This is a genomic window from Nocardia uniformis NBRC 13702, from assembly GCF_001613345.1.
Classification (GTDB): domain Bacteria; phylum Actinomycetota; class Actinomycetes; order Mycobacteriales; family Mycobacteriaceae; genus Nocardia; species Nocardia uniformis.
This window is the reverse complement of sequence record NZ_BDCE01000102.1, coordinates 1-17,557: the sequence shown is the minus strand read 5'-3', so window position 1 is coordinate 17,557 and position 17,557 is coordinate 1. Positions and strand designations below refer to the sequence as shown.

General features: G+C 65.9%; 11 protein-coding genes and 1 pseudogene. 10 read left to right on the top strand and 2 right to left on the bottom strand.

The window, feature by feature from the left end; genetic code table 11:
* The first annotated feature begins 12 nt into the window (after positions 1-12).
* From NU1_RS35630 to NU1_RS35615, 4 genes are all read left to right on the top strand, one after another.
* Complete coding sequence (locus NU1_RS35630; RefSeq protein ID WP_067528533.1) at positions 13-1,140, top strand: hypothetical protein; 1,128 nt, start codon at positions 13-15, stop codon at positions 1,138-1,140.
* Positions 1,141-1,259: 119 nt separating this feature from the next.
* Positions 1,260-2,624: a S1 family peptidase gene (locus NU1_RS35625; RefSeq protein WP_067528532.1), complete on the top strand. Its 1,365-nt coding sequence runs from the start codon at positions 1,260-1,262 to the stop codon at positions 2,622-2,624.
* 111 nt (positions 2,625-2,735) lie between these two features.
* Positions 2,736-4,061, top strand: coding sequence for a S1 family peptidase (locus NU1_RS35620; protein WP_245720465.1), 1,326 nt, complete (start codon positions 2,736-2,738; stop codon positions 4,059-4,061).
* A gap of 195 nt (positions 4,062-4,256) precedes the next feature.
* Positions 4,257-5,096: an NRDE family protein gene (locus NU1_RS35615; protein WP_067528526.1), complete on the top strand. Its 840-nt coding sequence runs from the start codon at positions 4,257-4,259 to the stop codon at positions 5,094-5,096.
* A 63-nt stretch (positions 5,097-5,159) separates the two neighbouring features.
* On the opposite strand, the gene NU1_RS35610 is transcribed toward NU1_RS35615, so the two are convergent.
* Positions 5,160-5,897, bottom strand: coding sequence for a DUF8020 domain-containing protein (locus tag NU1_RS35610; RefSeq protein WP_067528522.1), 738 nt, complete (start codon positions 5,895-5,897; stop codon positions 5,160-5,162).
* A gap of 384 nt (positions 5,898-6,281) precedes the next feature.
* On the opposite strand from NU1_RS35610, the gene NU1_RS35605 reads away from it, so the two are divergent.
* From NU1_RS35605 to NU1_RS35595, 3 genes are all read left to right on the top strand, one after another.
* Positions 6,282-9,398, top strand: a complete 3,117-nt coding sequence (locus tag NU1_RS35605; protein WP_067528521.1) for a (Fe-S)-binding protein — start codon at positions 6,282-6,284, stop codon at positions 9,396-9,398.
* Between the two features lie 387 nt (positions 9,399-9,785).
* Positions 9,786-10,589, top strand: a complete 804-nt coding sequence (locus tag NU1_RS35600) for a lytic polysaccharide monooxygenase (RefSeq protein WP_245720464.1) — start codon at positions 9,786-9,788, stop codon at positions 10,587-10,589.
* A gap of 167 nt (positions 10,590-10,756) precedes the next feature.
* Positions 10,757-11,521: a copper homeostasis protein CutC gene (locus tag NU1_RS35595; protein ID WP_067528518.1), complete on the top strand. Its 765-nt coding sequence runs from the start codon at positions 10,757-10,759 to the stop codon at positions 11,519-11,521.
* A gap of 112 nt (positions 11,522-11,633) precedes the next feature.
* On the opposite strand, the gene NU1_RS35590 is transcribed toward NU1_RS35595, so the two are convergent.
* Positions 11,634-12,080, bottom strand: coding sequence for a hypothetical protein (locus NU1_RS35590; RefSeq protein ID WP_067528515.1), 447 nt, complete (start codon positions 12,078-12,080; stop codon positions 11,634-11,636).
* Between the two features lie 191 nt (positions 12,081-12,271).
* Between NU1_RS35590 and NU1_RS35585 the strand changes: the two genes are divergently transcribed.
* The 3 genes and pseudogenes from NU1_RS35585 to NU1_RS35575 all read left to right on the top strand — a co-directional run.
* Positions 12,272-13,672: a helix-turn-helix domain-containing protein gene (locus tag NU1_RS35585; RefSeq protein WP_503826557.1), complete on the top strand. Its 1,401-nt coding sequence runs from the start codon at positions 12,272-12,274 to the stop codon at positions 13,670-13,672.
* 50 nt (positions 13,673-13,722) lie between these two features.
* Complete coding sequence (locus NU1_RS35580) at positions 13,723-14,973, top strand: pyridoxal phosphate-dependent aminotransferase (protein ID WP_067528611.1); 1,251 nt, start codon at positions 13,723-13,725, stop codon at positions 14,971-14,973.
* An 822-nt stretch (positions 14,974-15,795) separates the two neighbouring features.
* A pseudogene (locus NU1_RS35575) lies at positions 15,796-17,049 on the top strand (YibE/F family protein); the annotation flags it as partial.
* Positions 17,050-17,557: the final 508 nt, after the last annotated feature.

Sequence of the window (17,557 nt, the reverse complement as noted above, 5' to 3'; positions counted from 1 at the left end):
GAGGTAACAAGGATGGCCACTGGGGTCGGCCTACACATCGCCGACGACGAATGCGTCGTCGCGATCGTGACCGGGGACGATGCCACCCTCCCGGTGCACTACATCGTCCGCGAGTCGACGCTGCACATGTCCGACGACGGCGATGCCGTGCTGGGCGGCGAGCAGCCGACCGAGCATGCGCATTCCATCGGTGGATTCGTCGCGGCGGTGGGCAATCCGGACGGTATCCCCGTCGACGACGGCGAGGCGTACCGCGCCGAGGACCTGTGGGCCACCGCCGCGTTCTGCCTGATCGACCTGGCCACCGAATTCCTGAACGGCCCGGCCGAGTTCTATGCCACCCATCCGACGGGCTGGCCGGAACCCCACATCCGGTCCGTCCGCGACGCGCTCGACTACCTCGGGCTCAAGTCGGTGGTGCTGGTCAGCGAGCGTGACCTGCCCAGTCCGGACTCCGAGACCGGTAAGGCATTCGCCTACCAGGCGGCGCGCGCGGCCCTGGCCGCCGTCCTCGCCACCCCGGCCGGTCTCACCCCACCCGACTCCACGGTTATCGAGAACGCGGCCGATGCCACCGTCATTCTGCCCGCGATCAAATTCCCGCCACCGCCGCAGCAGGCGTACTCGGTAGCCATCCCGACGGCGACCACCGCGGAACCGGCGGTGGCCGAGGCGGAGATGGCCGAACCCGCGCCCGCCCCGCCCGCTCGCAACCGCGGCCCGCTCCTGATCGCCGCGGCCGCGGCAGTGGTGGGGTTGCTACTCGGTGGCCTGGGTGTCGCGGCCCTGTTGCAGCCCGACGATTCCCCGCCGGGTCCGCCGCGCGGTGAGGTCCGCTCCGAACCGGTCGCGACGGGTGGCGAACTGCCGCCCGTCCTGCCGATGCCGTCGGAGGAATCGCCGGTCCCGCCGCCCATCGTCGAAGTACCCACGGAGCCAATCGAACCGGCGCCGCCCGCCCCGGTGGAGCCACCCCCGACCACCACGCCGGAACCGCCGCCCACCACCTCGTCGACACACCCGAGCCCCTCGACGACCACGCGTACTCCGCCGTATATCTATCGCCCACCGCCGCTGCCGACCCTGCAACTGCCGACACCGCCGATATTCGAGGATCCCTGGCTGCGCGAACCGAATTGATTCAAGTAGAGACCTTCTGTGATTCTTGCCTTAAAGTGATGCGCTGACCGGTGTAACCCACGTAGTGCCGACGCGGTGCGCGAGGTATTCGGTCTGCTGGTGCACTACGAAGGGACTCCATGCGCAAGTTCTCGGCGCGTCGCGCCACGGTTAAGGCAGCCACGATCGCTTTCGCCTCAACCGTTTTAGTTGGTCCCTTGTTCGCAGCGGCTCCCGCGTTCGCGGATGAGGTGCCGCCCGCGCAGCTCGCGGCCGACCAACTGCCACCGGAACTGGTGCAGGCGATCGCGCGCGATCTGAACATGACCGCCGCCGAGTACCTGGACCGCTCGGCTCGCGCCCAGCAGTTGCGCGACTACGCCCACGGTCTTCGCACCGAGCGGCCCGAGGAATTCGCCGGCGCGTGGCTGGGCCAGGACGGTAAGCCGATTGTCGCGGTCACCTCGCTCGACGCGGAGCGCGAGGTGATCGCGGACGGCTACCAGACGCGATTGGCTCCGGTGAGCGCGCAGAATCTGGAAATCGCGCTGGGCCAGGTGAATTCGTGGGTCGCCGAGCTGCCGATGGACCTGTCGCAGGCGATCAACTCGGTGGCCATCGACTTCCTCAACAGCCAACTGGTGCTGTCGGTCGCCAATACCCCGGCCGGACATCTGCTGAACCTGCCCACCCTGATCGCCAATATCAAGGTCATGCTGTCCCCCGGCAGCGGCGGCCCGGTCGAGCGGCGGCCGATGGGTGGCGACACCTACATCAGCGCCCCGACCTCGCTGGCGGACTCCTCGCTGCAGAGCGTGGATGTGTGCTCCTTCGGCTTCAATGCCGTCGACGCGGGCGATAACGCGCTGAATATCAGTGCCGGACACTGCAATCCGAACCTCGGCAAGGGCAATGAGCAGGCCGATGTGTACCTGCCCGATGTGCGCAACCTGGCGTCCAGCCCGCAGGTCGGCACCTTTGTGAACTCGCAGCTGGGTGGGCGCAGCTCGCTCGACTACTCGGTCATCAGGCTGAACGAGACCGCGGTGCGGTCGGGCATGGACCAGCCTTCGGTGCGCGGCTCCAACGGGACCACGCTGACCGTTACCGGAGTGGCCGACCCGATTACCGGTGCGCCGGTCTGCAAGTCGGGCCAATCGTCCACATTCACTTGTGGTTTCGTGGTGGCCGACCGGGTGGAGACGCAGCTCTACACCGCAGAGGGTGAGTCCAAGACGGTGCGCGGCTTCGCCAGCAGTGCCTGCACCCTGGGCGGTGATTCCGGCGGCGCGATCGTCACCGGCACGCTCGCGCTGGGCATCACCAGTGGTTCGAACGCGGCCGACGCGCCGAACTGCAACGAGGCCAATTCCGCGCTCGCGCAGTACGGTGGGACCGCCACGCTGGGAATTCCGATTCGGGCGATCCTCTCCGATATCGACGCCCACTCCGGTGGTGGCCTGGGCAGCGGAATTCAGGTGCGGAGCCGTCCGAACCTCGGGTGAAGCGCGACACGCTGATCTTGTAGCCGACACGCCGTCCGTTAGCCCGCCGCATACCGAAATGTCACTCGGAGATAAGTAGGCATAACGAGCCGGACACCATATAGTCGGCACATGCTCCTGCCACGTATGCGTTTTTCGTCGCCTGCGGTCGGACGACCGCGCGCCCTTGTCCGCACCGCAGCGATCGCAGCCGCAGCGCTGCTGGTAGCCGGTCCGATGGCGACGAGTGCACACGCGGAGCCCGCACCCGCTCTTCCGCAGGAACTGATCAACGCGATCCAGCGCGATCTGAAGATCTCTCCCCAGGACTACCTGGACCGTGCCGATCTCGCCCAGGAGGTGGCGGCCTTCGCCACCACCGCGCAGCGGCAGTTCCCGCAGGTCTTCGCCGGAGCCTGGCTGAACGAGGTCGGCAAGGGCGTTGTCGCGCTGGCCCAGGGCAACGGCCTGGACTCCGCACGCGAGGCCGCACAGGACGCGGGCTTCGAGGTCAGGAACGTGGCCAAGAGCGAGGCCGTACTGCGCGGCGAGAAGAACGCCTTCCAGCGCTGGTTGGACGAGCAGCCGGAGTCGGTGTCGAAATTCGTGCGGGGCGTGGTCATCGACACCGTCAACAACAGCATCGCGGTGCGCGCGGACAAGTCCGATCTGCCACTGCCCGGTTTCGTCGATCCGGCGCGCGTCATTGTCATGGCACCGCCGATGGCGGGCGAAGAGGCCGATATCCAGCGCGCCGGTGAAATCGCCGGAACCGCCGGCGGACCGCTCGCCGCGGGCGACGGCTACGCCTCGGTGGCCGGCCGCATGTCGCTGCGCTGCTCGCTCGGCTTCAACGGCAGCGATAGCGCGGGTAACACCGTGAATATCACTGCGGGCCACTGCAACCCGAACATCCCCGCCACCGGCGGCGCGAATTCGCCGGGCGTGTACGAGCTGAACGGCGAGAACCTGGCCGGACAGCTGGGCTCCTTCCAGAAGTCGGTCCTGGGCAACCAGGACTACTCGATCGTGTCGATCAATGACGATGTGCGGGATCGCTTCGCCAACAACCTGGTTCGCGTCCCCCGTGCCAACCCGATCGCCGTCACCGGCGTGGCGACCCCGGTGGTCGGCGCTCCGGTCTGCAAGTCGGGTTCGCGTACCGGCTTCAGCTGCGGTGTGGTCAATGCCGTCGATCAGGTCGTCCAGGTCGGCGAGCGCCAGCTCACCCAGAGCTTCTCCGCCAATATCTGCGCCCTCCCCGGCGACTCCGGCGGCCCGATCGTGACCGGCACCATGGCCCTGGGCATTTCCAGCGCCTCCTCGGTCGCCGACTACCCGATCTGCGAGATCCCCAACCTGATCGGCCTGCTGACGGGCAACACCCCGCAGCTGTTCGCCCAGCCGGTGAGTGTGGTGCTCTCCGACAACCCGGGTCTGCGCGTCCGCACCAACTGATCCGAGATCACTCGAAAAGGCCGGTGGCGCTTCCGCTACCGGCCTTTCACATTCCCGGGTACCCGTATCCCTACCTCACCGGCTGGAAATCGGTGGCGTGAGTCTCCCGCGTGGCAGCGGTGCGGCAGTGGGTGGGGGTGCAGCGGCATGATCGGGCGGTATGCCAGGAGTGCGCGGGTACGGCATTCTGGTGGTATGTGTTTGGCGTTGGTCGGGTGGCGGGCCCATCCGGAGTATCGGCTGATCGTGGCAACGAACCGCGATGAGTTGTACACGCGGCCAACCGAATCGCTGCGAGAGTGGCCGGAGGTGCCCGGACTGCTGGCGGGGCGTGATCTGGGAGCCGGTGGCGCGGTTCCCGGAACCTGGCTGGGCTGGGCACCGGATACGCGCCGCTTCGCGACGGTCACGAATGTGCGCAAGCTGGGTGAGGACCGCACCGATGTGCGGTCCCGCGGCGCGCTCATGATGGATTTCCTGCGCGGCGCGGCGAATCCGGAGAAGTTCGTTGGCGAGGTGGTCGCGGAGCCGGATAACTACAACGGCTACAACCTGGCGGTATCGGATCTGGAAACGCTGTGGTGGCACAGCAATCGCAGTGAGGTCGCCCCCCGTGAACTCGCACCGGGCTTCCACGGCATCTCCAATGGGGCGGTGGTCGGCTCGGCGGAACCCCGCAGCCAGGAGATCCACACCGGCACGGCACACCCGGCCTGGCCGAAGGTTCGCGGCGGCGTACTGGCCTTGCGCGCGGTGGCCGAATCCGATCCCGCTGATATGGAACGGTATTTCGCGCTGCTCGCCGACCGAACCCGCGCCGCGGACGCCGAACTGCCCAGCACCGGCCTGAGCCGACGCGATGAGCGCGCGGCCTCGGCCCGTTTCATCTCCGACGGCGTGCACGGAACTCGATGCAGCACGGTACTTCTGGTACATGAGGACGGCTCGTTCGAGATGGCCGAACGCACCTTCGGCCGCTTCGGCCACCGCAAAGGTACCGAGACCTTCAGCGGCCGCGTCGAGCTGCCGGCCTGAGATATATATGCGAACGACCCGCCCCAACCCGGGGCGGGTCTGTCGCATGTTGCTTACGGTCGATTACCGACCTTGCTGCTGCGCCTTGATGGCCTCATCGGTCCACTTGGTGGAACCGGGCTCGGCCTGCAGGGTGTTGATCAGGTCGATACCCGCCGCGAGCAGCACCGGGCTGCCCAGGGCAATGGTGCCCAGGATGCCACCGATAGCGGCACCGGTCGGCAGGCCGACGATGCAACCGGCGAGAACGGCGAGCAGTCCGAGCGCGCAACCGACGATGGCACCCAGCGCGGTACCGACGAAGGTACCGATGCCGACCGCGAGGCCGAACTGGGTGGAGAAGTCGCTCATCGCCCGCTGGTTCTCCTGCGGGGACGCGATTTCCTTCGCGGAGACGGCGATCGGCTTAACGGCCAGCTCCTCGCTGGTCACCTGAAGGCCTTCCGGCTTCTCCGGCGTCACCTCGAGGACCTTGCCGTCCTCCTTGACGACGGGCGTGACCGGAATGTCGACGCCGGTCGCGCTGTACTGCAACGGGAACTGAGTAACGAGGGCTCCGGAGACATCCTTGACGTTCACCACCGTGACCTTGGGGTCCTCGGGGGCCGCGCCCTCTTGCTCGGTCAGCTCGAACGTGCCGTTCTGCAGTGTGGAGACGACCGTCTTGTCGACGAGCTTGGTGGAGTAGTTGATGCCCTCAGCGGGGGCGGCAGGTGCCTCTTCGGCATGGGCCGTGGTCGATGCGATCGTCAGTGCGCCGATCGCAAGAGCAGCCGCAGCAATGGTGCCGCGAAACTTCATTCGGTTATCCAATCCATCATCAGGTATCCGCTGCCGCATCTTCCACGCGAGCTAGACCCACGCTTCCCTCGTGACACTCCGACCCGAAGGCGGGTGTCAGCGAGAACCTCCCCGAGCAGTGTGAAGATGCGCACAGCAAGCAGGACAGCGTGAGCTTAGTCCAAGGGCCGGTGTAATGCGACATTCGTTTCATTCAGCAGCACTTGGCCTTTGGGAGTTAGCCAACCCTTGCTTGGGCTCCGGATTTGTCGCGATTTACAGTGCGGGAAAGCACTGGACAGCTAAGTTACCGGCGGGTAACTTACTGTTCGTTAGGATACGTGCAACCCGGGGCAGTACCAGGCTGCTCCGCGAACGCTGTTTCGCCCGAAGAAAGGTCGCGACATGAATGCCCTGACAGTGACACTGGGCACGATTGGAGCGACGCTCAGCCTTTTGTGTTGGGCGTCGTTCGTCGGTGGTGTGGCGAGAATTTCGCGCACCGTCATGGTGGGCCAGCCCGCACCGGATCGGTGGCGGCCGTTCTTCCCGCGCTTCAAGACGATGCTCGTCGAGTTCCTCGCCCACACGCGGATGAACAAATTCCGCACCGTCGGCTGGGCGCACTGGTTGGTGATGATCGGCTTCCTCGGCGGCTTCATTCTCTTCTTCGAGGCGTACGGGCAGACGTTCGACCCCGAATTCCACTGGCCCATCTTCGGAAACTGGGCGATCTACCACCTGTGGGACGAGATTCTCGGGATCGGCACCGTGGTCGGCATCGTCACGCTGATCATTATTCGCCAGCTGAACCACCCGCGGCTTCCCGAGCGGCTGTCGCGCTTCAGCGGGTCGAAGTTCGGTCCGGCGTACACCATCGAGGCCATCGTGCTCGTCGAGGGTCTGGGCATGATCCTCGTCAAGGCGGGCAAGATCGCGACCTACGGGCACGCGAACCCGGCCACCGACTTCTTCACCATGCGGGTCGCCGAACTGCTGCCCGCCAGCCCCGTCATGATCTCCCTGTTCGCGTTCGTCAAGCTGATGTCCGGCAGCCTCTTCCTGCTGCTGGTCGGTCGCAACCTGACGTGGGGTGTGGCGTGGCACCGCTTCGCGGCCTTCCCGAATATCTACTTCAAGCGCGAAGACGACGGCGCCGTCGCCCTCGGTGCGGCCAAGCCCATGCTGTCGGGTGGCAAGCCCATCGATATGGAGACCGCCGATCCCGACAATGACACCTTCGGTGTCGGCAAGTTCGAGGACTTCTCCTGGAAGGACATCCTCGACGTCACCACCTGCACCGAATGCGGTCGCTGCCAATCCCAGTGCCCCGCATGGAATACCGGTAAGCCGCTCTCGCCCAAACTGCTGATCATGTCGCTGCGCGACCATGGCTACGCCAAGGCCCCGTACCTGCTCGCGGGCGGCCGCAAGGATATGGGTGGCGACGAGGTCGGTCTGGTCGATGCCGAGGGCAAGCCGAACGAGGCCGCGCTGGCGAAGATCTCGGCCGACGCGCTCGCCGAGGCGGAGCGTCCGCTGGTCGGCGGCGAGGATGTGCACGGCATTATCGACCCCGAGGTGCTGTGGTCCTGCACCACCTGCGGTGCGTGCGTCGAGCAGTGCCCGGTCGATATCGAGCACGTCGACCACATTATCGATATGCGCCGCTACCAGGTGCTGATCGAATCGGAGTTCCCCTCCGAGCTGGCCGGGCTGTTCAAGAACCTGGAGAACAAGGGCAACCCCTGGGGCCAGAACGCCAAGGACCGCCTCAACTGGATCTCCGAGGTGGACTTCGACATTCCGGTCTACGGCCAGGATGCCGAGAGCTTCGACGGCTACGAGTACCTGTTCTGGGTCGGCTGCGCCGGAGCGTATGAGGACAGGGCCAAGAAGACCACCAAGGCCGTGGCCGAACTGCTGGCGACCGCGGGCGTGAAGTTCATGGTGCTCGGCCAGGAAGAAACCTGCACCGGTGACTCGGCGCGCCGCGCCGGTAACGAGTTCCTGTTCCAGCAGCTGGCCATGCAGAACATCGAGGTGCTGAACTCGGTCTTCGACGGCGTCGAACAGGCGAAGAAGAAGATTGTCGTCACCTGCGCGCACTGCTTCAACGCGCTGAACAATGAGTACCCGCAGGTCGGCGGCACCTACGAGGTCGTCCACCACACTCAGCTGCTGAACCGCCTGGTGCGCGGCAAACAGCTCATCCCGGTGTCCCCGGTCGCGCAGAACGTCACCTACCACGACCCCTGCTACCTGGGCCGCCACAACAAGATCTACAACGCCCCGCGTGAACTCATGGAGGCCTCGGGCTCGACCCTGGTCGAAATGCCGCGCCACGGCGAACGTTCCATGTGCTGTGGCGCCGGTGGCGCGCGCATGTGGATGGAGGAGAACCTCGGCAAGCGCATCAATGTCGACCGCGTGGACGAGGCCCTGGACACCCTGAAGGGCGGCAATGAGCCGTCCATGATCGCGACCGGCTGCCCGTTCTGCCGCGTCATGCTCACCGACGGTGTCACCGCCCGCAAGGACGGCGGCGAGGTCGGCCAGGGCGTCGAGGTCGTCGATGTCGCACAGCTCATGCTGCAGTCCATCGACCGCGTCGACTCCGCCAAGCTGAGCGAGAACCTGAAGGTCGTCCAGGAGCCGAAGCAGGCCGCGCCGGAACCGGCCGAACCCGAGCCGGTGACCGCGTCGGTCGCCGAGACCGCCGCTCCGGCCGAGCCCAAGGCCGCTCCGGCCGCGGGCAAGGGCCTGGGCATGAAGGGCCCCGCGAAGGCACCCGGCGGCAAGGGCCTGGGCATGAAGGGCGGCCTCAAGGCTCCCGGCGCGAAGCAGGCGGCCCCGGCCGCCGCGGAAACCGCCGCTCCGGCCGAGGCTTCCACGACTCCGGCCGCGCCCGCCAAGGGCCTCGCCATGAAGGGTCCGGCCAAGGCACCCGGCGGCAAGGGCCTCGCCATGAAGGGCGGCCTCAAGGCGCCGGGGGCGAAGTCGGCTCCCGCTGCCGAATCATCCGCTCCGGCCGCGGCTTCCGCCGAGGCCGCGACGGACGCCCCCGCCACCCCGGCCCCGCCCGTCAAGGGTTTGGCCATGAAGGGTCCGGCGAAGGCTCCCGGTAAGGGCCTGGCGATGAAGGGTGCCGCCAAGGCTCCCGGCGCCAAGTCCGCCGCTCCGGCCGCTGCCGCGGAACCCGCCGCGGCAACGCCCGCTTCGGCTCCGGAAGCTCCGGCCCCCGCGGCTACCACCGAGGCCAAGCCGACCAAGGCCGCCAAGGGTCTGGCCATGAAGTCGGGTCTCAAGCGCCCCGGCCCGAAGGCTCCCGGCGCCGCGGCTCCGGCAGCGCCGACGGCTCCCGTCCCGGCTGCCGCGCCCGAGTCGGCCCCGGCTGAAGAGCCTGCGACTCAGGCGGATTCGGTGCCGGAGACCAATGGCGATACGCCGCCTCCGCCGCCCGCCAAGCCCGGCGGCCTCGGCTTCAAATCCGGCGCGAAGACACCGGGCCGTAAGAACTAGTTTCGCGAGAACCGACCGAACACAGCCGAAGAGCCCGAATCCCGCGAGGATTCGGGCTCTTCGCTTTTCGAGGCAGATCTCAGCCAAATCTCGGAGCAATACCGTGGCCCGCATAATGTTTGCTGGCCAGCAAACTTTTCGAGACCGATGGCTGGGACGCGAGAGTGCCACCCCGACCAGCCCGGCGAATCATCTCCGCTGGTAGTGACAGGAAACCGACCGTTCGGCCGCAATACCTTTGGCGACTAGACACTTGACTGAGAGGTTGCCGAGTCATATCTTTTTAAATCACAGTTCTGCTTCAAAACGATCTGGATTACGTAACGGATCAATCCCTGGGACAGCATGCCGGCTGCCGCTGCCCCCTTGTCCCACAAGGAGTTTCAGGTGGTAGGTAGAAGAATGCTGTCCACGGTCGGGATCGCGCTCGGGATCTCACCGATATTCGTTGCGACAATGCCCGCGGGAGTAGCCAATGCGCACGGATATGTCTCATCCCCGGCCAGTCGGCAGGCGCAGTGCGCACAGGCCGTAGTCGCCTGTGGGGAAATCAAATACGAGCCACAGAGTGTGGAGGGGGCCAAGGGGCTACGTAGTTGCAGCGGGGGCGTCGGGCGATTCTCGGAGTTGGACGACGACGGTAAGGGCTGGAAGGTGCACCCCGTCGGGCGGACAGTGAGTTTCAGCTGGCAGCTCACCGCACAGCATCGGACCGCGAATTGGGAGTACTACATCGGCAATACCCGGGTCGGTGTGGTCGAGGGGAACAATGCGATTCCGCCGCAGTCGTTCTCGCATTCGGTAGACCTGGGAGGTTTCACCGGCCGGCAGAAGTTGTTGGCCATCTGGAATATCGGCGATACCGCGGCCGCCTTCTACTCCTGCGTCGATCTGGATATCAGCGGCGGCGGAGCTCCCACCACCACAAAGCCTTCCACAACGACGAAGCCGCCGACCACCACTCGGCCGTCGACCACGAATCCCCCGGCGACCACGACCCGTCCACCCGCGACCACGCCGCCGACCACCACCGAGCCGCCCGGCGATCGGAACTGGCGACAGGGCGCGACCTACGCGATCGGTGACGTGGTGTCCCACAACGGTGTTCGATACCGCTGCCTGCAAGGGCATACCGTGCACGACCCGAACTGGGCTCCCCCCAATACTCCGGCGCTCTGGCAGCGCCTGTAACCGCCGCGAGAGGCGGTGCCGACGCCCATGTGGGCGTAGCTAGCGCCGAGAGAGGTGGTGCCGTACCTGCAGCGGCACCACCGCGGCGAAAACCGTTCTACCAGCTAACACGCGGTGAGCTAATCGGCAGCAAGCGAACCGGTCCGCCCTGGTCAATACTGATAGACATGGCGGAGGTGCGATCGGTACGGCTCGAGATCGGTGTGGAGACGCTCGGCGGCGTCGAGATCGCGGAAGCAGCCGGTGCCGACCGCATCGAATTGTGCACCGCCCTGTGCGCGGGCGGCCTGACGCCGAGCGCCGCCCTCATCGAGCAGGCATTGGAACGCACCTCGCACACTCGGGTCCAGGTGCTCATCCGCCCCCGCCCCGGCGATTTCCGCTACTCCGCCACGGAAGTCGCGCTCATGCGCGCCGATATCGAACAGGCCCGCCGACTGGGTGCGGCAGGTGTGGTCTTCGGCGTACTCGACGAGAACAACCACGTGGACGTACCCGCCAATACCGCCCTCATCGAAGCCGCCGCCGATATGGACATCACCTTCCACCGCGCCTTCGACGTTTGCGCCGACCCCTACCGCGATTTCGAACAACTCCTGGAACTGGGCTGCACGCGCCTACTCACCTCGGGCCGACAGCCCTCGGTCATCGACGGTGCGTCCCTGATCGGAAAACTGGTGACCCGCGCCGGCGGCGAAATCGACGTTATGGCGTGCGGCGGCCTACGCGCCGACAATGCCGCCGAGATCCTGGAGCGCACCGGCGTCCGCGACCTGCACGCCGCCGTCCGGAGTCCGGTTCCGGGCTCGACGGTGGAGGGCGCCGCGGTCACCTTCGCCGAACCCGGTGCCCCGCAGGGCTTCGACCACTTCGAAACCGACGCGGCCGCGGTCGCCGCGCTGTGTGACGCCGTCTTCCCACCGGGTTGCTGACAGCCCGCACCGCTGGGCCGTACCCGGCATTCATATGGGTCCCACCAGGTTCCGCCCCGTCGACTGCCAGAAATAGGGGCGGAACCCAGTGGGGTGCGAAGACCGGCTGCGTCTAGTCCTCGCTCCCGGATCCCACCGCCAGAGCTGTCGTGATGAGCATCGACAGGGGTGGGAGTTTGATATCGCGACTGGGCGGCACAACCCAGTGGCAACCCTCGCGCGTCCATTGCCCGAGACCGGTGGGCAGCATGACGGCGGAACCTATGGCCGGAATGCCGATATCGAGACGATTGAGTACTTCGAGGATTTGCGCTCCCGGTCGTGAATCGTGTTCGGCGAGAAAGCTCCAGCGAATCTGCCGGGCCAGCATTGGTCCCTGCTGCTGCGGTTCCAGCGCCGCCCGCACCCTTTCGGCTCGCGCGACGGGTAGATGAATGATGGCGACCCTGCCGGTAATGGGAAGCATGACGAAGCCGCCGCGTTCGCTCACCGGGAGCCCGAACTCGTGGCGGTAGAAGGCCACCCAGTCCTCGACGGTCGTCAGCTTGTCCGCGTTCACCCGAACTCCTTGCCTCCCCGTCCAGGGTCGCCCCTGCGAAGGCAGTGTGAATATGCCCGCACGCCCTCCTTACGCTGCCCTTCCGCCGCCACTGCTACCGATGCGTAATAAGTCCGGTACCAGCTCGGTTTCGCTTGTGGCCGTGGCCTGCCCGTACTCGTACCCTGGACAATGGAGTTCGTTCGGAAGGGATGGACAACGTGGTCCGGCAGTGGTCAGGAAAAGAGTGCCGCGCCCTTCGTGATGCCAAGCGGATGAGTATCCGAGAGTTCGCGGCGCATCTCGGTGTCCATGAACGCTTGGTTTCGAAGTGGGAGGCCGGGGGGAATCGGGTTCATCCCCGCCCCGTGAATCAGGCCGCCCTCGATACCTCCCTGGCCAGGTCCGACGACGTTGTGCGGGCACGGTTCGCGGTAATGATCGATCAACCTCTGATCGATCGTCCCGTACCCGGTTTCGATGCGCGCCAAGGCAATTCGGCGCAGTCCTTTTATTCCAGCAACGCGGAACTACTGTCACTCGTGGATACGGGTGCATTGAGGGGCGATGCGTTAGCGGCGATTTCGGAGAGGGATCTGATCATGGCGGCTGCCCATGAAGCAAGTGAGCACGCCGGGCGGGCCGAGAGCACCAATGTGGGTGCGACCACCCTGGAACAGCTCGACGCCGATGTCACGCGCATCGCGAACGATTACGTACACGTACCCCCCGTTCCCATGATGGTGGAGATGCTGCGGGTGCGCCGCCGGGTATACCGGCTGCTCGAGGGACATCAGAGACCGGCCGACACCTCGCACCTGTATCTGCTGGCGGGCACGCTGTCCGGGTTGCTGGCCAATGCCAGCACCGATCTCGGCTACTACGATTCCGCCGCCGAACAGGCCAGAGCCGGCTGGGCCTATTCGGAACTCTGCGCGCACAACGGATTACGCGCCTGGACCCGAGGAATGCAGGCGCTCATCGAATACAAATCGGAGCGGCCGCGGCGCGCGGTACTGCTGGCCCAGAGCGGGCAGGAGTACGCGGAATCGGCCACCTCCAAGGTGCGGCTGCACAATATCGAGGCACGCATCTGGTCCCGGCTGGGCAGCACCGCCGATACCGAACGCTGTATCCGCTCGGCCGACGCCGCCCGCGACGGCACGTCCAGCGACACTCTGCACGACGAGGTGGGCGGCGTCTTCGGCTTCAACGAGCCCAAGAGCCAGTACTACGCGGGTGCGACCTACATCCATCTCGGTCAGGCCGAAGCCGCCCTGGAGGCGACACGCCGCGCCATCGAGCTGTACGCCAACGGCCCGAACGAACAACGCTCTTACGGGGCGGAGGCCCTGGCCAGGGTGGACAGCGCCGCCGCACATCTGATCAATGGCAGCCTCGACGGCGCCGCCGAAGCGCTGCGACCGGTGCTGCAACTGGACGAGGACAAACGCATCGCCCAGTTGGAGGAACGGTTGACCGCCCTACGGCAACGCCTCGCGGGCCCGCCGTTCCGGGACGCCGCCGAGGCCCGGATGCTGGACGAACGAATCGAGGAATTCTGCGGCGCGACGGCCGCCAAGAACGTCCCACCGGGTGACCAGGCCCGGTAAGGGGCACAATCCGGCACAGCAAGAAAACCCCGTTGCGGGCAAATGGCACCATTGGACAGGTGAGCCATCTACCGTATCGCCCGCCGCGCACGCTGGAGCAGTCCACCAAGCTCCAGAACGTCCTCTATGAGATCCGGGGACCTGTACACGAGCATGCGGCACGGCTGGAAGCCGAGGGTCATCGCATCCTCAAGCTCAATATCGGCAACCCCGCGCCGTTCGGCTTCGACGCGCCGGACGTGATCATGCGCGACATGATCGCGGCGCTGCCGTACGCGCAGGGCTATTCGGAGTCCAAGGGCATCATGCCCGCGCGCCGCGCCATCGCGACCCGCTACGAGTTGGTGCCGGGCTTCCCGGAATTCGATGTCGACGACGTTTACCTGGGCAATGGTGTGTCCGAGCTGATCACCATGACCATGCAGGCGTTGCTCAACAATGGCGACGAGGTGCTCATCCCCGCGCCGGACTATCCGCTGTGGACCGCCATGACCTCGCTCGCGGGCGGCACCCCGGTGCACTACCTGTGTGACGAAGCCAACGGCTGGCAGCCCGATATCGCCGATATCGAATCGAAGATCACCGATAAGACCAAGGCGCTGGTGGTCATCAACCCGAACAATCCGACGGGTGCGGTGTACTCGACGGAGGTGTTGCAGCAGATCGTGGATCTGGCTCGCAAGCATCAACTGCTACTGCTGGCCGATGAGATCTACGACCGGATCCTCTATGACGACGCCAAGCACATTTCGCTCGCCTCGCTCGCGCCGGATCTGCTGTGTCTGACCTTCAATGGCCTGTCCAAGACCTACCGGGTGGCCGGATACCGGGCAGGGTGGCTGGTGATCACCGGGCCGAAGGAGCATGCGGGCGGATTCCTGGAGGGTATCGATCTGCTGGCGTCGACCCGACTGTGCCCGAATGTGCCCGCGCAGCATGCCATTCAGGTGGCGCTGGGCGGACATCAGAGCATCGAGGATCTGATTCTGCCGGGTGGGCGACTGCTGGAGCAGCGCGATGTGGCGTGGGAGAAGCTCAATGAGATCCCCGGTGTGTCGTGCGTGAAGCCGAAGGGCGCGCTGTACGCGTTCCCGAGACTGGACCCGGAAGTCCATGAGATACACGATGATTCGAAGTTGGTGCTGGATCTGCTGCTGCAGGAGAAGATCCTGATGGTGCAGGGCACCGGCTTCAACTGGCCGCACCACGATCATCTGCGGATCGTGACGCTGCCATGGGCTCGGGACCTGGCCGTGGCCATCGAAAGATTCGGTAATTTCCTCGCTGGCTACCGTCAGTAGTTCCAGATAAAACAGACTGTGAGTACGAAAAAGTTGGGTTTTTAGAGACTTAGCTAGCGCAAAGATCCCCCTTTTGTGTACAGTAGTTCTTGGCACTCAGGTGCCCGGCCGGACCACCTACCCCCCCTGGGTCGTCCGGCCCTGATTCGGCAGGCCTACCCCCCTGGGCCGCCGAGTCCCGGGCGGCGGAGACATCCCCCTGCTCTCCGCCGCCCTCCCCCGCTCCCCCGCCTCTCCGCGTCTTCAGCGCGCAGCTCAGAGCCGTTGACTGTTGTGCACGCGTGCCGGCGGTTGGGGGCCAAATTCATTTTGGGCGTACCCGATGAGTTACCCCGAACGTTGCGAAATCAGTTGTCTAGCTTGGTAATCGAACGAACAAGCGTCGCCCACCCTCTCGTCATTCGCCACCCTCTCGTCATTCCGGCGTGGTTTTGGCCGGAATCCACCTGTGGGCGGTAGTGGATCCCGGCCAAAACCACGCCGGGATGACGGGGGCGAAGCACACCGGAGTGACTGGGCGGTGCGCACCGGAGTGGCTGGGCGGCAGGAGCGATTCGGCGGAGAGGCTCGGTAATCGGGTGTCGTCTCGGCGGTCGGGAGCCGAATCTATTTTGGAGGTACCGGAGTGAGTTGCCCTGATCGATCGATTGTCACAGTGACTACTGGTTTCGCAACGGTCGGGGTAACTCCCCGGGTACGCCCCAGAATCGGCTCGGCTACCGACCGTCGGCACGCGTGCACGAGTGTCGACGGCTCTCTGCCGGGCGCTGAAGACGCGGAGAGGCGGGGGAGCGTTGGAGCTTTTCGTTTAGAGTCGCTCGGGTGAGCGACCACCATCATCATCACCACGATCACTCCGGGCCTATCGCCATTGGCGCTGCGGCTGCGCGGGTGGTTGTCGGGCTGTTGACTGTTATCGGCGTCGCCGTTCTGGTCGGGTTGGTGTGGCTGTGGCCCAGCCGGGAGAGTGTCGAGATTCCGCTGCCCATGCAGAACGCGGCGGGTGGGTCGGTGACGACCGAGGCCGGGACTGTGGTGGCGCAGGATGTGGGGCCGTGTGGGAGTCCCTCGCTGGGGCGGGTGTTCCAGGATGCGCCCGCGCCGCCGCGGACCAATGCCTACGACTGCCAGCGCAGCATCATCACTATCGACTCCGGGCCGCATGCGGGGAACAAGACACTGTTCGAGATCGCGCCCGGACCGGGGCAGCCCGATTTGCGGGCGGGGGATGAGATTCGGCTGGTGCGGCAGGCCGACCCCAGTGGCGCACCGATGTATTCGTTCGAGGACTACTCGCGTGGATTGCCGCTCGCGCTCATCTTCGCGGCCTTCGTCATTGTGATCGTGGTGGTGGCGCACTGGCGCGGATTGCGGGCGATCATCGGGCTCGGCTTCGCGTTCGGGGTGCTGGTGATATTCCTGCTGCCCGCACTGCTGGACGGTAAACCCGCCATTCCGGTGGCGCTGGTGGCGGGCTCGCTGATTCTCTACGCGGTGCTGTATCTGGCGCACGGGGTGAATCTGCGGACCAGTTCGGCGCTGCTGGGAACACTGACCTCCATGCTGGTGGCGGCGGGATTGTCCTGGCTGGTCATCGAGGCCACGCATCTGACCGGACTATCGGAGGAGCAGAACACCAATGTCGCGGTCTACCTGCAGCACGTCAGCATTACCGGACTGCTGTTGGCCGGGTTCATTATCGGCTCGCTCGGTGTGCTCAACGATGTGACCATCACCCAGGCGTCGGCGGCGTTCGAATTGGCCGCGCTGGATGAAAAGGCCTCTCGGCGCGATATTTTCGCGGCCACCATGCGGGTGGGACGCGACCATATCGCCAGTACCGTCTACACCCTGGTGCTCGCCTACGCGGGTGGGGCGCTGCCGCTGCTGCTGCTGTTCAGTGTGGCGGGGCGGTCGATTCGCGATGTGCTGACCGGCGACGCCGTGGCCATCGAAATCACCCGGTCGGCCGTGGGCGGTATCTGCCTGGCGCTATCGGTGCCATTGACCACGGCCATCGCGGTCATGCTGGCGCGGCCGTTCGGTGCGGCCCGGACGGCACCGCAGCCCGGGCGGAAGCGTCCGGTGCGCACCGACAAGCAAATTGCCGCAGCCACGCGGACGCGTAAGCCTGGAATCAATGAACAGGCCGCCATCGCTCGCCGGGCCGCCGCGGAGAAAGCCGCAGCGCAGACCGCGACGGAGCAATCCCCGCGACCGACCGCCGCGACACCGACCGGTACACAAACCGTCACCCCATGGAGAGCCTTCGATACGCCGAGCGGCGAACAATCCGCTGTTGCGCCACGAGATGATTCGGTTCCCGGTGACGACTACCCCACGGACCCACAGTTGAAGTTGTGGCCGCAGACCGGGGAGCAATCGGCGGTGCAGTGGCCCAGCCATCCGGACAGCGGCGAACAACACGGCGAAGAACCGCCGCGGCGTTCACGTCACTCCAAGGACTGAGGAACGCGGCGGCTCCCGTCATTCCGGGGTGCTTCGGCTCTCGTCATCGCGGCACGCTCAGCCCGTCGTCATTCCGGCGCGCTCGGCTCTAGTCATCGGCGGCATGCTCGGCCCT

Excerpts from the sequence above, each read along its gene's own strand:
- NU1_RS35630 (WP_067528533.1), top strand. The coding sequence starts at position 13 with ATGGCCACTGGGGTCGGCCTACACATCGCCGACGACGAATGCGTCGTC.
- NU1_RS35595 (WP_067528518.1), top strand. The coding sequence starts at position 10,757 with ATGGCGGAGGTGCGATCGGTACGGCTCGAGATCGGTGTGGAGACGCTC.
- NU1_RS35585 (WP_503826557.1), top strand. The coding sequence starts at position 12,272 with ATGGACAACGTGGTCCGGCAGTGGTCAGGAAAAGAGTGCCGCGCCCTT.
- NU1_RS35620 (WP_245720465.1), top strand. The coding sequence starts at position 2,736 with ATGCTCCTGCCACGTATGCGTTTTTCGTCGCCTGCGGTCGGACGACCG.
- NU1_RS35610 (WP_067528522.1), bottom strand. The coding sequence starts at position 5,897 with ATGAAGTTTCGCGGCACCATTGCTGCGGCTGCTCTTGCGATCGGCGCA.
- NU1_RS35615 (WP_067528526.1), top strand. The coding sequence starts at position 4,257 with ATGTGTTTGGCGTTGGTCGGGTGGCGGGCCCATCCGGAGTATCGGCTG.
- NU1_RS35625 (WP_067528532.1), top strand. The coding sequence starts at position 1,260 with ATGCGCAAGTTCTCGGCGCGTCGCGCCACGGTTAAGGCAGCCACGATC.
- NU1_RS35605 (WP_067528521.1), top strand. The coding sequence starts at position 6,282 with ATGAATGCCCTGACAGTGACACTGGGCACGATTGGAGCGACGCTCAGC.